Source organism: Microbacterium pollutisoli, assembly GCF_053586795.1.
Genome location: NZ_JBNYWT010000003.1, coordinates 210593 through 227093, shown reverse-complemented (window position 1 = coordinate 227093; position 16501 = coordinate 210593). Strand labels below are relative to the sequence as shown.

Here is a 16501-nt window from a genome sequence, read left to right as displayed (position 1 = left end):
CGCCCGCCTGCGTCACCTGTCCCGGCCGTGTCAAAAACCCAGGCCCGGATAAGGAGAACCTAAGTCCCGAACCGGGTTATTTGACACGGGCGGAGGGGATGGACAACCCCGAAACGCGTGGACAGACTGGGGTCAGCCGGCAACCTTCAGGAGGACTCATGACCCCCGACACCCGGGCCATCCACCCCGCGACCGACGGGCCGCTGGCCGACACGCTGCTCAACATGGGGCGTTTCCTCCGCCGCGGCGAGACGAGCGAGGACCTGCGCGCGCTGTTCCTCGAAGGCGGCCGCTCGGGCGACGTGTTCTACCGCGACCGCTGGTCGCACGACAAGGTCGTCCGCTCGACCCACGGCGTGAACTGCACCGGCTCCTGCTCCTGGAAGGTGTATGTCAAGGACGGCATCATCACGTGGGAGACCCAGCAGACCGACTACCCGTCGGTCGGCCCTGACTCGCCCGAGTACGAGCCGCGCGGCTGCCCCCGCGGGGCCGCGTTCAGCTGGTACACCTACTCCCCCACCCGGGTGCGCTACCCGTACATCCGCGACACCCTCGCGCAGCTCTACCGGGAGGCCAAGCGCACCCACCCCGACCCGGTCGACGCCTGGGCCTCGATCGTCGAGGACCCGGAGAAGGCCCGCAGCTACAAGTCGGCGCGCGGCAAGGGCGGCCTGATCCGCACGACGTGGGACGAGGCCATGGAGATCGCCGCGGCGGCCCACGTGCACACCGTCAAGCAGTACGGTCCCGACCGCATCGCGGGCTTCTCCCCCATCCCGGCCATGTCGATGGTCAGCCACGGCGCCGGCGCCCGGTTCCTGAACCTGCTCGGCGGCTCGATCCTCTCCTTCTACGACTGGTACGCGGACCTGCCCGTCGCGAGCCCCCAGGTGTTCGGCGACCAGACCGACGTGCCCGAATCGGCCGACTGGTGGAACGCGGGCTACCTCATCATGTGGGGCTCCAACGTGCCGGTGACCCGCACGCCCGACGCGCACTTCATGACCGAGGCCCGCTATCGCGGCCAGAAGGTCATCACGGTCTCCCCCGACTACACCGACAACACGAAGTTCGCCGACGAGTGGGTCTCCCCGCATCCGGGCACCGACGCGGCGCTGGCCATCGCGATGGGTCACGTGATCCTCAAGGAGCACTACGTCGACAAGCGCACCGCGCGCTTCGAGGACTACATGCAGCGATTCACCGACTCGCCGTACCTCGTCTCGCTCGAAGAGCACCCCGACGGCCTCGTGCCCGGCAAGTTCCTCACCGCGAGCGACCTGGACGGCCCCGAGGCGCAGGTGCCACGCGCCGACTTCAAGACCGTGCTGCTCGATCAGAACGGCACGCCCGTCGTCCCCGGCGGGTCGCTCGGCCACCGGTTCACCCCCGAAGACGAGGGCAACTGGAACCTGGACCTCGGCGACGTCGTCCCGGCGCTGTCGCTGTCCGACCTGGCCGACACGACCGAGACGGCCGAGATCCTGCTGCCGCGCTTCGACCTGACCCCCGAGCCGGGAGGTGAGCACGCCGGCGGCACCGGCGTCGTCCGCCGCGGCGTGCCGGTGCGGCGCGTGGCCGGCAAGCTCGTCACGACCGTGTTCGACCTGATGCTGGCCCGCTACGGGGTGGCCCGCGAGGGCCTGCCGGGCGAGTGGCCCACCGGCTACGACGACCCGACCACCCCGGGCACCCCCGCCTGGCAGGAGGAGATCACCTCCGTGCCCGCCGAGCAGGCGATCCGCATCGGGCGCGAGTTCGCCGACAACGCCGACCGCTCCGGCGGCCGCTCCATGATCCTCATGGGCGCCGGCACCAACCACTGGTTCCACTCCGACACGATCTACCGCACGTTCCTCGCGCTGACGATGATGTGCGGCTGCCAGGGTGTCAACGGCGGCGGCTGGGCCCACTACGTGGGTCAGGAGAAGGTCCGCCCCATCACCGGCTACTCGCAGTACGCGACCGCCGGTGACTGGAACCGGCCGCCCCGCCAGCACATCGGCACCGGGTTCTGGTACCTGGCCACCGATCAGTGGCGCTACGACGGCCTGCCCGCCGACCAGCTCGCCTCGCCGCTGGCGCGCGGCACCTTCGCCGGACGCACGACGGCCGACTGCATGGTCGAGTCCGTCAAGCGCGGGTGGATGCCGGCGTACCCGACGTTCTCCCGCAACCCGCTCGACCTGGCCGACGAAGCCGAGGCGGCCGGCAAGGAGCCGGCGCAGCACATCGTCGACAGCCTCACGGACGGTTCGCTGGAGTACGCCGTCGAAGACCCCGATGCGCCCGAGAACTTCCCGCGCATCGTGCTGGTGTGGCGGGCGAACATCCTGGGCTCCTCCGGCAAGGGCAACGAGTACTTCCTCAAGCACCTGCTGGGCACCGACTCGGCAGTCCGCGCTCCCGAGACCCCCGAGGGCTCGCGGCCCCGTGACATGCGGTGGCATGAGAAGGCGCCGGAGGGCAAGCTCGACCTGCTGATGACGGCTGACTTCCGCATGACCTCGACGACGCTGTTCAGCGACATCGTGCTGCCGGCGGCGACCTGGTACGAGAAGTACGACCTGTCCTCGACCGACATGCATCCGTTCATCCACGCGTTCACCCCGGCGATCACCTCGCCGTGGCAGACCCGCACCGACTTCGAGCTGTTCGGCGCGCTCGCCAAGAAGTTCAGCGAGTACGCGCAGACTCACCTGGGTATGCGCCGGGACGTGGTCGCCTCGCCGCTGCAGCACGACACGGCCGACGTCATGGCCACCCCGCACGGCAAGGTGCTCGACGGCCTGCCGCTGGTGCCGGGCCAGACCATGGCCAAGCTCATCGTCGTGGAGCGCGACTACCCGAACCTCTACGAGAAGTGGCGCACCCTGGGTCCGCTCACCGGCAAGCTCGGCATGACGACCAAGGCGATCACCTACATGCCCGACAAGGAGATCGAGCGGCTGAAGCACGTCAACGGCACGGTGCCCTCCGGGCCCTACGCCGGCTCGGTGCGGCTGGACTCCGACAAGCGCGCGTGCGAGATGATCCTGGCGTTCTCCGGCACCAGCAACGGGCGCCTGGCCGTGCAGGGCTTCCGGCAGCTCGAGAAGACGACGGGCCAGCGCATCGCGCAGCTGGCCGAAGACCACGAGGGCGCGCACATCACGTTCCAGGACGTGCAGGTGCAGCCGCGCAGCGTCATCACCTCGCCCGAATGGTCCGGGTCCGAGCACGGCGGCCGCCGCTACACCGCGTTCGCGATCAACGTCGAGCACCTCAAGCCCTGGCACACCCTCACCGGCCGCCAGCACTTCTACCTCGACCATGACTGGATGGAGGAGCTCGGCGAGAACCTACCCGTGTTCCGTCCACCGCTGGACATGCACCGCCTGTTCGGCGACGGCCAGGTCGGCGCGACCCGCCGGGTCGCGGGCCCCGGTGCGGCCGGGCAGACCGAGGTGACCGTCCGCTACCTGACCCCGCACTCGAAGTGGTCGATCCACTCCGAGTACCAGGACAACCTGTTCATGCTGTCCCTCAGTCGCGGCGGCCCCACGATCTGGATGAGTCCGCAGGATGCCGCCAAGATCGGCGTCCGCGACAACGAGTGGATCGAGTCGTACAACCGCAACGGCGTCGTGGTCGCCCGCGCGATCGTGTCGCACCGCATGCCGGAGGGCACGGTGTACATGTACCACGCGAAGGACCGCACCGTCGACGTGCCGATCGCGGAGACCAGCGGTCTGCGCGGCGGCATCCACAACTCGCTGACGCGGATCCTGCTCAAGCCCAGCCACCTCATCGGCGGCTACGCGCAGCTGGCGTGGGCGTTCAACTATCTGGGCCCGACCGGGAACCAGCGCGATGAGATCACCTCGATCCGTCGCCGCAGCCAGGAGGTGGAGTACTGATGAAGGTCATGGCGCAGATGTCGATGATCATGAATCTCGACAAGTGCATCGGATGCCACACCTGTTCGGTGACCTGCAAGCAGGCCTGGACCAACCGCACCGGCGTGGAGTACGTCTGGTTCAACAACGTCGAGACCCGTCCCGGCGTCGGCTACCCGCGCGGCTACGAGGACCAGGAGAAGTGGCGCGGCGGTTGGGAGCGCACCAAGCGCGGCCGCCTCAAGCTCAAGGGCGGCGGCCGGCTGTCGAAGCTGGCGCGCATCTTCTCGAACCCGAAGCTGCCCGAGATCCACGACTACTACGAGCCGTGGACCTACGACTACGACATGCTGCTGAACGCCCCCAAGGGCGCCCAGGTGCCGGTCGCGCGGCCCAAGAGCCTGCTGACCGGTGAGGACATGAAGATCTCGTGGTCGGCCAACTGGGACGACAACCTCGGCGGGTCGATGGAGACCATGCAGGACGACCCGGTCCTGCAGAAGATGAGCGAAGAGGTGAAGGCCGAGTTCGAGAAGGCCTTCATGTTCTACCTGCCGCGCATCTGCGAACACTGCCTGAACCCGTCGTGCGTGGCCTCGTGCCCCTCCGGCGCCATGTACAAGCGCGCCGAGGACGGCATCGTGCTCGTGGACCAGGACCAGTGCCGCGGCTGGCGCATGTGCGTGTCGGGGTGCCCCTACAAGAAGGTGTACTTCAACCACCGCACCGGCAAAGCCGAGAAGTGCACGTTCTGCTACCCGCGCATCGAGGTGGGGCTGCCCACCGTGTGCTCGGAGACCTGTGTCGGCCGGCTGCGCTACCTGGGTCTGGTGCTCTACGACGCCGACCGCGTCGCGGCCGCCGCCAGCGTCGAGGACGAGAAGGACCTGCTGCAGGCCCAGCGCGACATCATCCTCGACCCGCACGACCCGGAGGTCATCGCCGCGGCCCGCCGCGACGGCATCGCCGAGGACTGGATCGAGGGCGCCCAGCGCTCCCCCATCTGGAAGCTCATGCAGTACCAGGTGGCCCTGCCGCTGCACCCCGAGTACCGCACCATGCCGATGGTCTGGTACATCCCGCCGCTGTCGCCGGTGGTCGACGTCGTGACCGGGTCGGGCAACGACGGCGAGGACGCCCGCACGCTGTTCGCCGCGATCGACAAGCTGCGCATCCCGATCGGGTACCTGGCCGAGCTGTTCACCGCCGGCGATGTGGCACCGGTCGACCTGGCGCTGCGGCGCCTGGCGGCCATGCGCTCGTACATGCGCGGGATCTCGATCGACGACGAGCGCGACGAGCGCATCGCCAACGCCGTGGGCATGTCCGGCCCCGAGATCGAGGAGATGTACCGGCTGCTGGCCATCGCGAAGTACGAGGAGCGCTACGTCATCCCCGCCGCCCACACCGAACAGGCGCACCAGCTCGAGGAGCTGGCCTGCTCGCTCGACTTCGAGGGCGGCCCGGGCATGGGCGGCGCCGGCCCCTTCGGCTCGTCGAGCGGCCCGTCGGTGCCGGTCGCGGTGGAGAACTTCCACATCCTCGCCGACCGTCAGACCGCCGACCGCCCGTCGACGCCCGGCCGGGTGAACCTGCTCAACTGGGACGGCAACGGCACGCCGCAGGGGCTGTTCCCGCCGCAGAGCGCCGACGATGTCCGCGAACGCGAGACGCAGGAAGACACGCCATGAGCTCGGTGCTGACGCGGGTCACCCCGCAGCGGAAGATGCCGCCGGAGCTGGCGCCGGTGAAGCTGGACGCCGCGCAGCGCGCGCGGGTGCACATGCTGGCATCCCTGCTGCTGGACTACCCGGACGCGCAGTGGCACGCCCGTCTCGACACGCTGCAGGCGCACCTGGTGGGGCTGCCGTCGGCGATCGCCGGACCGTTGGAGGACTACATCGGCCAGGCCCGCCGCGCGGGGGTGACCGAGTGGCAGCGCCGGTACGTCACGACGTTCGACCTGAAGCGCAAGTGCAGCCTATATCTGAGCTACTACGCGACCGGTGACACCCGCCGCCGCGGCGTGGCCCTGGTGACCTTCCTGGAGGCGTACCGGGCGGCGGGATGGGAGTTCGAGGCGGACGACCTACCCGACTACCTGCCCGCGGTGCTCGAGTTCTCGGCGCGCTCCGACTCGGAGATCGCCGGCGCCCTGATCGCCTCGCACCGCGAGGGCATCGAGGTGCTGCGCGCCGCTCTCGAGGGTCTGGACAGCCCGTGGGCGCTCGTGGTCCGCACGATCACGCTGTCGCTTCCGCCCATCGACGAGCGCACGCGTGAGCGCTTCCTCGAACTGATCAGTGAAGGGCCGCCCACCGAGACGGTCGGCCTCAGCTTCCTCGGCCAGTTGCCGCCGTTCCGCCCCGTCTCGCAGGAGGACTCGTGAACGCCTTGCCCTTCATCCTCTGGGTCGCGCTGCCGTATGCGGCGATCGCCGTGTTCATCGTCGGCCACATCTGGCGTTACCGGTACGACAAGTTCGGCTGGACGACCCGGTCGAGTCAGACGTATGAGAACCGGCTGCTGCGGTGGGGGTCGCCGATGTTCCACTTCGGCATCCTCATGGTCATCGTCGGTCACGTCGTGGGTCTGCTGATCCCCCGTGAGTGGCTGTACGCGATCGGCATCAGCGAGGAGATCTACCACATCGGCGCGACCGTGCTGGGGACGGCCGCCGCGGTGCTGACCCTCGCGGGCCTCGCGATCCTCATCTACCGGCGCCGCACGGTGGGGCCGGTGTTCCTGGCGACCACCGTCATGGACAAGGTCATGTACGTGTTCCTCGGCGCGACGCTGCTGTTCGGCACGGCCGCCACCGTCGTGTACCAGGTGTTCGGCGGCGGGTTCCACTACCGCGAGACGGTGTCCCCGTGGATCCGCAGCATCCTGGGGTTCCAGCCGCAGCCCGAGCTGATGCTGGAGGTCCCGCTCCTGTTCCAGCTGCACGTCATCACGGCGTTCCTGCTGTTCGCGCTGTGGCCGTTCACGCGCCTCGTGCACGTGTTCTCGGCACCGGTCGGCTACCTGTTCCGCCCGTATATCGTGTACCGGTCGCGCGATGCGACCACCCCGCAGCGCCCCGTGCGCCGCGGCTGGGACCCGGTCAAGCAGCCCGACCCGGAGAAGCTCCGCCGGCTGTAGCCCGGCTTCGGCTCGGTCTCGGGCTCCGGCCGCCCGCCGGCACGTTCCGTTCGCAGGAGGTTTTCGCGATCCCGGGCGTGTCGAACGGCGTGTCACGGCCCTGCGACACGAATCTCCTGCGAACCGTACATCCGCGGCCCCGCAAACCGTGGGCTGAGGATGCCGGCGGGCCCGGCCGGCGGGCGGCGAGGCCCCGCGGGGGCCCGCCGCCGCAGGAGGCGGGCTCAGCGCGGCAGGATGCGGACGGGCAGCGTGCGGTAGCCGGCCACGGGCGCCTCTTCACGCACCGGCTCCCCGGCGGCCTCGAGGTCTCCGGCGGCGAGCACCGCGCGCACGAGCACCCGCAGTTCGCGAGCGGCCAGCGGCCGGCCGGGGCACACATGCGGGCCGGTCCCGTAGACCACGTTGTCGGCCGCGTGCCCCTCGGGGTCGAAGTCGGCGCCGAACACGTCGGGGTCGGTGTTGGCCTGGCGCCAGTCGAGCACGACGACCTGGCCGGCCGCGACGGGGCATCCGCCGATCTCGACGTCGCGGGTGGCCCGGCGCCGGTTCGACACGAACGGGTCGTCGCGGCGCAGCAGCTCGTCGACGATGGCATCCACTTCGGCGTCGCCGGCCACCGCGACGCGGGCGGCCAGCTGCGGCGAAGCCATGAGCCCGTGCACCACCACGCCCGCGCACAGCGCGATCGACGACAGGTCGCCGCCGGTCCAGTTGCGCAGGATCGACACGAGCTCAGGGTCGCTCAGCAGCGCGCCGTCGGGCTTGGTCAGCAGCGTCAGGCGCGTCGTGAGGTCGTCGTGCGGCTCGGTGCGGCGTTCGGCCAGCAGGGCGCGGATGATCCCGTCGAACCGCGCTGCGACCTCGGCGGTGCGGGCCTTGTCCCCACTGCGGGTGGCGGCCCGGTTGTCGGCCACCCACTCCAGAAGCGTGTCCTCGAGCTCGGCCGTCCAGCCCAGCCAGTGCGACTGGGCGCGCACGGCGAAGCGGGCGCCCAGGTCGGCGACGGCGTCGAACGCGTCCGCACCGGCCAGTGACGCCACCAGGTCGGCGGCGATGCGCTCGAAGCCCGGCATGTGCCGGTCGAGCTCGTCGGCGGTGAAGAACGGGTCGATGAGCCGGCGGGCGGCGGCATGCTCGGCGCCGTCGAGCCCGTTGGGGATCTGCAGGTGCTGCGACACCGCGGCCGAGAACGTCTCCGGATCGTGCGCGGCGGCCAGCACGTCGGCATGCCGGTGCAGCACGACGCGGTTCGGGCGCGGTCGGACGACAGAATGGACGTCATTCCTCGACATGGAAGATCCCCTTCGCACCCTTCTCGGCATCGCTCATGATGTGTGTGACGAACGGGTAGTCGCCCGCCTCGGGGAAGGTCAACTCGACGAACCCGCCCTGCGCCGGCTGCAGGGCCAGCGCCTGCGCGCCGCCGGCATCCTCGGGGCGGAGGCGGTAGTCGCCCTCCAGGTAAACCGTATCGAACTGGCCGCCCACCACGTGGAAGGAGGTCGCCACGTTCGGCCCTGCGTCGAGCACCCAGACCCGCACCCGTTCGCCGACGTCCGCCGCCAGCGGCGCGTACGCGTACTGGTTGGCGTAGCCGTTGAAAGCCACGAGGTCGGGGGTCTGCGCGGCTATCTTGGCGGCGTCGGCGGTCTCCTCCTGCGGTCCGAGGTACAGCTCGCCCTGCACGAACACGTACTCGCGATCGGCGGGCGCCAGGTCAGGCGGGTCGATGATGACCGCGCCGTGCATGCCGTTGGCGATGTGCATCGACATCGGGTCGGTCGAGCAGTGGTACATCCAGATGCCGGCCTTGGTCGCCGTGAACGTGTAGGTCAGCGTCTCGCCCGGCTGGATCGTGCGCATCGGCTCGTTGGGGGCCAGCGCCCCGGCGTGGAAGTCGATGGAGTGGCCGATGGTGCCGTCGTTGACGAGCGTGATCTCGAACGTGTCGCCGACCTTGCCGCGCAACACCGGTCCGGGCGCGCTGCCGCCGAACGTCCAGCGGGTCTGCCGGATGCCGGGGGCCACCTCCGCCACGACCTCGTCCACCTCCAGGGTGACGCGGTGGACGGTCTGACCGGATGCCGCCGGCAGCGCCGCTGGCCACGGCTCGAACCCGTCGTCGGGAGTGCGCTGCAGGTCGATGTCGTCGGCGGCCGAGGGCCCGTCCGTGTCGGCACCGTGGTCGTGGGCATGGTCGGCGGGCGCGTCGGATGCCGGGGCGCCCACGGCGACGACGGTCAGCTCCATGCCCATCTGACGGTGTCCGGCGATCGAGCACCAGCCGGCCATGTCGGCGCCGATGACCCCCACCTCGAGGGTCTCGCTCGCGCCGGGGGCCAGACGCTGCGAGCGCACGCCGTTGGCGAAGGTCAGGTCGTGCACGTCGGTGCCGGTGTTCTCGAACACCACGACCAGCTCGTTGCCGGCCGGCACCTCGATCTCGGCGGGCGTGAAGCGCATGCCGTCGACCTGCACGGTCACCTCGGTCACCTCACCGGTGGCGGCGACGTCGCTGGCGGCGGCGGTGTTGATGCCGACGGCGGCCGGGTCGGCGGCGACACCGCCGGCCACGCACAGCACCAGCACGGCGAAGCCGGCCACGATCGCGCCGCCGTGCCGGGGCCGGGCCGGCGGCGGGGTGGATGCCGGTGCGCCCAGCTTCACGCGGCCGCTGCGGTCGGGCTGGGCCCCCTCGGCCTTGCGGACGCGGCGCCCCGCGATGATCGCACGGGTCGCGAGCACGAGGAACGCGATGACCACGCCCATGGCCGCAAACGACAGCAGCACGCGGGCCACCGACGGCATCGGCAGCAGATACAGCACGATCGCGCCGTTGTAGATGACCACGCGCAGGGCCGCACCGCGGTCGAGCATCTCGGCACCGGCCTTGGCGGCCGCGGGGCTGCCCAGGGCCACCACCGGCAGCAGGTAGCTCAGCGCCCCGCTGACGATCTGCACCGCGAACCCGGCCACGAGCGGCCCGAGCATCATCAGATACTCGCCGCGCAGGGTGGTCCAGTCCGGCTGCACGACGGCGTGCACGCCCAGCGCCGCGGCGGCGAAGACCACCCAGCCGAACGCGGCCGCCAGGCTCCATCCGGCGAAGGTGCCCGGGGGCATGGCGCGCGCTTCGCGCCATCCTTCCACGGCCAGTCGCAGTGCGCCGACGAGCCAGACGGCCATGCCCACCGTGACCAGCAGCTGCAGGTCGAGGAGCGGACCGGCGGCCGCGACGGCGAGACCCGCGATCAGGATGGGCAGGGCCTGCCGGGCCGCGGCGTCGGCCGAGGCGGGCATCTTCGCGTGCAGGATGGTCGGCCACAGCAGCACGAGGGTGCCCATGACCGTCAGGCCGATCCACCCGTAGGCGTTGAGCACGAGGTGCGAGACGACGAGCCGGTCGGTCGTGTCGGGGTCGCCCAGCACCGGCATGAGCGCGCCGATCGCGATGCCGGCCAGGAACACGAGCGCCGCGGCGACGTAGTAGCGCACGAGGGGCGCGAACCGGGCCGGCAGCGCGTGACGCAGCTGCAGCCACAGGATCACGGCATGCCCGATGATGGCCCCCGCGACGGCCACGGCGCCGATGACGACCAGTGGCAGGACGTCGGTCATCATGCCGGCGACGATCACGCCGGCGCCGACGGTGTGCAGCCCCAGCCGCACGCCCAGTCCCACCCGCCCGGCGGGCGCCTCGCGCCGCAGGAGCGTGTCGGCGAAGTGCTGCGACCAGATGAGGATCGCGGCCGTCGCCGCACCCAGCAGTGGCACGTGCACCATGAGCCACATGGCCTGGTTCACGAACCGGTGGATCGTGACCGCCACGACGGTGAGCACGATCCACAGCAGGATCACCGAGTTGGTCAGCAGGTACCAGTTACGCCGGGACACGGCTCTTCCTTCCCCGTTCGCGCAGCGAGACCGTCACAGCCGTGGCGGCGAACAGCAGTATCGCGGCGACGGCGCCGATGCCGCCGGCCTGCAGGGCGCCCGGCAGTCCCCAGGCGTCGCCGGCGACCACGCGCACCAGCAGCGCGACCTGCAGCAGGGCGACCGGGACGTAGAGGGCGCGATGGTAGGGGATGTTCAGCTGCAGCACCGCGGGCAGGATCAGCGGCGCGTGCGCCATGATCATCGTGATCACGAAGCCGAGGAAGATCGCGTGGGTCGTCGCGTCGTAGATGACGCCTTCCGTGCGCGCCCCGCCGAGCAGCCACCCGGCGCCGGCGACCAGCAGCCAGCCGTACCCGAGGTACACGCACACGGCGACGAAGCGCGGGAGCCCCGGCTGGCGGATCGTGCCGCGGACGATGTCGTAACGCAGCAGCCAGGCGACCATGAGCAGCATCAGGATGCCGGCGACCGGCACCGCGACCACGGGCATCGTGAGGGTGAGCAGGACGGTGACCGCCAGGCCCACCGCCAGGATCAGCAGGAGCCGTTCCGCGCGCACGCCCGGCGAGGCCAGGCGGGCCAGCTCCAGTCGCTCGCCGGCGATCGTGAGGATGAGGAACACGGCCAGCAGTGGTACGAGCCGGTTCGGCGGCACTCCGCCGCACCAGGCCAGCGCGGCGGCGATGCCGGTGACGGCGCCGGCGGCCTGCACGGCGGTGGCCGTCATGGGCTGGCGCAGCCAGATCGCCCGGTACTGGAGCGCGTGCATGACCAGTCCTGCCGTGATGACCGCCTTGCCGGCGATCACGGGCACACCGGTGAGCGTGAGCACCGACCCGGCCGCCAGTAGCACGGGGGCACTGTAGGCCCAGGCCGCGCGCAGCGCGACGGCCCGCTCGAGACTGATGAGGGTGCCGACGAATCCGAACACGAGCAGCGTCGAGTGCAGGTCGGGGGCGTTGACGATCGGCATCGTCACCCCCATCAGCAGCAACCCCGAGTTCAGGCCCAGCAGCATGAGGGCGGCGGCGGGCACCATGATGAGGATTCGGGCCGCCCGTCGAGACGTGGCATCCACGGTTCCAGCTTAGGCGCACCTCACCCGGCGGGATCCGGCCCCGGCCGGGGATAATCCCGTGCTGTGCCGGCGGCGTCAGCGGCGTTCGAGCCGGATGACGACTGCCTTGGAGGTGGGTGTGCCCGACACGTCGGCGACCGACTCCAGCGGCACGAGCACGTTCGTCTCGGGGTAGTACGCGGCGGCGTTGCGGCGCGGCGTCGAATACGGCACCAGTCGGAACTGCTCGGCCCGGCGTTCTTCGAGCCCGTCCGGCCCCTGCCACTCCGAGACGAGGTCGACGATGTCGCCGGGCGCGAAGCCGGCCGCGGTGATGTCGTCGGGGTGGATGAGCACCACGCGGCGTCCGTCCTGGATGCCGCGGTACCGGTCGTCCTTGCCGTAGATGGTGGTGTTGTACTGGTCGTGCGACCGCAGCGTCTGCAGCAGCAGACGCCCGGCGGGGATGTGCGGGTACTCCAGCGGGTTCACGGTGAAGCGCGCCTTGCCGTCGACCGTCGCGAAGCGGCGCTGGTCGCGCGGCCCGTTGGGCAGCAGGAAGGTGCGGCCCTTGGCGATGCGCTTCTCGTAGTCCTCGAAGCCCGGGATGACGTTCTGGATGTGGGTGCGGATGCCCGCGTAGTCGGCCTCCAGTCCGGCCCAGTCGGCGTGGGGCACATTGCGCGACCCGGATGCCGCGGCGCCCGCACCCTCGGCAGCGGTGTCCGCGCCGTGGGCGGGAGCCGGTTCGGTGATGTGGTCGTGCTCGGGCTGACCGGCGTCGACCGCGACGGGGGCGTGGTCGGTCGCGGCGGGGGCCGGCGCCGGGTGGGGCGCGGCGGTGTCCCCGAACACGAGCGCGGCCAGGCGCGCCACGATCGCGACTTCGCTCAGCAGGTCGTCGGCCGGCGGCGCCAGCCTGCCGCGCGAGGCGTGCACGGCGCCCATCGAGTCCTCGACGGTGACGCGCTGCTCCCCGCCGCCGCGCCGGTCGCGGTCGGTGCGGCCGAGGGTGGGCAGGATGATCGCGCGGCGACCGGTGACGGTGTGGGAGCGGTTGAGCTTCGTCGAGACCTGCACGGTCAGGTCGACTTTGGCCATGCCGGCTTCGACCAGTGCCGTGTCCGGCGTCGCGGACACGAAGTTGCCGCCCATGCCCATGAAGAAGCGCACCTTGCCGGCGGCCATGGCCCGGATCGCGGCGACCGTGTCGTAGCCGTGCTCGCGCGGGGACGCGAACCCGAACTCCCGGTCGAGGGCGTCGAGGAACGCAGCCGACGGCTTCTCGTAGATGCCGACGGTGCGGTCGCCCTGCACATTCGAGTGCCCACGGACGGGGCAGACTCCCGCGCCCGGGCGGCCGATGTTGCCCTGCAGCAGCAGGACGTTGACGATCTCGCGCAGCGTCGGCACCGAGTGCTTGTGCTGGGTGAGGCCCATCGCCCAGCACACGATCGTGGCGCCCGAGGCGCGGACGATCTCGGCGATGCGCCGCAGCTCGGCCTCATCGATGCCGGTCGCCTCTTCCAGCTGCGGCCACGCGGCATCCTTCATCGCCTGCGCGTACGCGTCGAAGCCGCTCGTGTACGTCTCGACGAACGCGCGGTCGACGACGCCGGCCACCTGTTCGTCGGCCTCGAGCAGGTGCTTGCCGATCGCCTGGAACAGTGCCTGATCGCCGCCCAGGCGGATCTGCACGAACTCGTCGGCCAGCTCGGTGCCGCCCAGCAGCACGCCGCGCACGGTCTGCGGGTTCTCGAACCGCATCAGGCCGGCTTCCGGCAGGGGGTTGACGGCGATGATCTTCGCGCCGTTGTTCTTGGCCTTCTCGAGCGCGCTCAGCATGCGCGGGTGGTTGGTGCCGGGGTTCTGGCCGGCGATGATCAGCAGCTCGGCGTTGTGGATGTCCTCGATCGAGACGGTGCCCTTGCCGATGCCGATCGTCTCGGTGAGGGCCGAGCCGCTGGACTCGTGGCACATGTTCGAGCAGTCGGGCAGGTTGTTGGTGCCGACCCCGCGCACCAGCAGCTGGTAGAGGAACGCGGCTTCGTTCGAGGTGCGGCCCGAGGTGTAGAAGACGGCGTCGTCGGGGTCGGCCAGGCCCCGCAGGGCGTCGGCGATCTCGGCGAGCGCGTCGTCCCACGAGATCGGCCGGTAGTGGGTGGCGCCCTCGTCGAGGATCATCGGGTGGGTCAGACGCCCCTGCTGCCCGAGCCACCAGTCGTCGTGGCCGCGCAGCTCGTCGATCGAGTGCGCGGCGAAGAATTCGGGGCCGATGCGGCGCAGGGTGGCCTCTTCGGCGACGGCCTTCGCGCCGTTCTCGCAGAACTCGGCGATGTGGCGCTTGTCCTCTTCGGGCCAGGCGCAGCCGGGGCAGTCGAAGCCGTCTTTCTGGTTGACCCGCGTCAGCGTCTGGATGCTGCGGACGACGCCCATCTGCTGCTGCGCGATCTGCAGCGCGTGCAGCACGGCGGGCACGCCGACGGCCTTGCTCTTGGGCTCTTCGACGCGGAGCTGTGATTCATCGATGTCGCGGGTGGGGGGCTTCGTCGCCATACCTCGATCGTAGGCCCCGGGCGGTCGCCGCGGGCCGTGCGCGGCCGGCGGCAGTTCCGCCCGGCGGAAGACTCAGCGGCGACCGGTGCCGAACATCCCGCGGATGACTCCGCCGAGGATCGTCTGCGTGGCCTTCGACCCCAGGATCTGCTCGAGCGGGCTCTTCTCCGCCGCCCGCGAGGTGCGGCTGCGCCCGGCCGTGGCCTTCATGAGCCGCTCGTACTCCTTCTGGGCCGCCGCGGCCTCCTTGGCCTGCTGCTTCTCGATGGCGGCCTGCTGCTCGGCGTACTCCGCGTCGATCTTCGCCTGGGCCAGCGCGGCCTCTTCCGCGGCTGCGGCCGCCTCGGCGGCGTTCATCTTGGCGGTGAGGATCTCCCGCGCCGACTCGCGGTCGATCGCGGTGCCGTAGCGCGCCAGCAGCGGCGACGCCTTCACGGCGCGCGCGATGTCGGGTTCGGGGGTGGGCGACATCAGGCCCTGGGGCGCCCGCATGCGCGTCCACGCGACGGGGGTCGGCGCGCCCTTCTCGCTCATGACCGTCACGATCGCCTCACCGGTGCCCAGCTCCTGCAGGGTGCGCTCCAGGTCGTACCCCGACGTCGGGTAGGTGCCGACGGTGGCCCGCAGCGCCTTCGCGTCGTCGGGGGTGAAGGCGCGCAGGGCGTGCTGCACGCGGGAGCCCAGCTGCGCCAGCACGTCGCCGGGCACGTCCTTGGGCGTCTGCGTGACGAAGAACACCCCCACCCCCTTGGAGCGGATGAGGCGCACGGTCTGCACGATGGATGCCAGGAAGTCCTTCGACGCGTCGCGGAACAGCAGGTGCGCCTCGTCGAAGAAGAACACGAGCTTCGGCTTGTCGAGGTCGCCGACCTCGGGGAGGATCTCGAACAGCTCGGCCAGCAGGTACATCAGGAACGTGGAGAACAGGGCGGGCTTGTCGGCGACCCCGGGCACCTCCAGCAGGGAGATGACGCCGCGGCCGTCGGCGGCGGTGCGCAGGAAGTCCCGCACGTCGAACTCCGGTTCGCCGAAGAACACGTCGGCGCCGTCGTCGGCGAAAGTGATGAGCTCGCGGAGGATGACACCGGCGGTGGCCGACGACAGGCCCCCCAGTGATTTCAGCTCGGACTTGCCCTCGTCACTGGTGAGGTGGGTGAGCACAGCGCGCAGGTCGGACAGGTCGACCAGGGCCAGGCCGTGCGCGTCCGCGTAATGGAACACCAGCCCCAGGCTGGACTCCTGCGTGGCGTTCAGGCCGAGCACCTTGCTCAGCAGCAGCGGGCCGAACCCCGAGACGGTCGCGCGCACCGGGATGCCGTGCCCGATGCCGCCGAGCGCGAAGTACTCCGTGGCCGAGGCGGTCGGCTGCCAGTCCTGGCCGATCGCACGGGTGCGCTCGAGCAGCTTCTCGCTCGGCTCGCCCGGCGTGGCCACCCCGGACAGGTCACCCTTGATGTCGGCGGCGAACACCGGCACGCCCTGGGCGGCGAGCTGTTCGGCCAGGCCCTGCAGCGTGCGCGTCTTGCCGGTGCCGGTGGCCCCGGCGACCAGTCCGTGACGGTTCATCATGGCCAGCGGAATGCGGACCTGCGCCTCGGGCAGCGGCACGCCGTTGACCAGTGCACCCAGATCGAGGGTCGCCGCTTCGAACGTGTAGCCCGCCACGATCCGGGCGACCTCGTCCGCGTCCAGCGGCCCCTCGGGTGCGTCGGCGGGCGGAGCGGACGCGGGCGCGGCGTCGTCGGCGTCCGGTGCGGGTGCGGCATCGGCGGAAGGGGAATCCGACGCCGCGGCGGCGCGGGCGGCTTCGGCTTGCGCGGCGGCGAGCGCGGCCTTGGCCTGGGCGAGCTTGAGCTCGGCGGCGGCCGCTTCGGCCTCGGCCTGCAGGCGGGCGATCTCGGCGGCATCCGGCGGCGTCGACGCAGTCATGGCGCTCAGCCTACTGGGAGGGACGGATGCCGGC

The 16501-nt window shown here is 70.9% G+C and carries 9 protein-coding genes; 4 read left to right on the top strand and 5 right to left on the bottom strand.

The window, feature by feature from the left end; all coding sequences use genetic code 11:
• Positions 1-158 precede the first annotated feature (158 nt).
• Genes ACQ143_RS08950 through narI form a run of 4 tightly spaced genes read left to right on the top strand, consistent with a single transcriptional unit; the run spans position 159 to position 7025 of the window.
• Complete coding sequence (locus tag ACQ143_RS08950; RefSeq protein WP_449570342.1) at positions 159-3902, top strand: nitrate reductase subunit alpha; 3744 nt, start codon at positions 159-161, stop codon at positions 3900-3902.
• Positions 3902-5572, top strand: a complete 1671-nt coding sequence (gene narH, locus ACQ143_RS08945) for a nitrate reductase subunit beta (protein ID WP_449570341.1) — start codon at positions 3902-3904, stop codon at positions 5570-5572. Before ACQ143_RS08950 ends, narH begins: the two co-directional genes overlap by 1 nt.
• Positions 5569-6270, top strand: a complete 702-nt coding sequence (narJ, locus tag ACQ143_RS08940) for a nitrate reductase molybdenum cofactor assembly chaperone (protein ID WP_449570340.1) — start codon at positions 5569-5571, stop codon at positions 6268-6270. The genes narH and narJ overlap by 4 nt, the downstream gene beginning before the upstream one ends.
• A gap of 5 nt (positions 6271-6275) precedes the next feature.
• Complete coding sequence (narI, locus tag ACQ143_RS08935; protein ID WP_449570521.1) at positions 6276-7025, top strand: respiratory nitrate reductase subunit gamma; 750 nt, start codon at positions 6276-6278, stop codon at positions 7023-7025.
• 224 nt (positions 7026-7249) lie between these two features.
• Here the strand turns inward: narI and ACQ143_RS08930 are convergent, their stop codons facing one another.
• The 5 genes from ACQ143_RS08930 to ACQ143_RS08910 all read right to left on the bottom strand — a co-directional run bounded on the left by ACQ143_RS08930 (position 7250) and on the right by ACQ143_RS08910 (position 16467).
• Positions 7250-8320 carry a cytochrome P450 gene (locus tag ACQ143_RS08930; RefSeq protein WP_449570339.1) on the bottom strand — a complete coding sequence of 357 codons (1071 nt, stop codon included), beginning with the start codon at positions 8318-8320 and terminating at the stop codon, positions 7250-7252.
• Positions 8307-10922: a multicopper oxidase domain-containing protein gene (locus ACQ143_RS08925; protein ID WP_449570338.1), complete on the bottom strand. Its 2616-nt coding sequence runs from the start codon at positions 10920-10922 to the stop codon at positions 8307-8309. The genes ACQ143_RS08930 and ACQ143_RS08925 overlap by 14 nt, the downstream gene beginning before the upstream one ends.
• Positions 10909-12003 carry a hypothetical protein gene (locus ACQ143_RS08920; protein WP_449570337.1) on the bottom strand — a complete coding sequence of 365 codons (1095 nt, stop codon included), beginning with the start codon at positions 12001-12003 and terminating at the stop codon, positions 10909-10911. Before ACQ143_RS08920 ends, ACQ143_RS08925 begins: the two co-directional genes overlap by 14 nt.
• Positions 12004-12078: 75 nt before the next feature.
• Positions 12079-14538, bottom strand: coding sequence for an FdhF/YdeP family oxidoreductase (locus tag ACQ143_RS08915; RefSeq protein ID WP_449570336.1), 2460 nt, complete (start codon positions 14536-14538; stop codon positions 12079-12081).
• Between the two features lie 72 nt (positions 14539-14610).
• Entirely contained in the window at positions 14611-16467 is a 1857-nt protein-coding gene (locus ACQ143_RS08910; RefSeq protein ID WP_449570335.1) for a helicase HerA-like domain-containing protein, read from the bottom strand.
• Between the last annotated feature and the right edge of the window lie 34 nt (positions 16468-16501).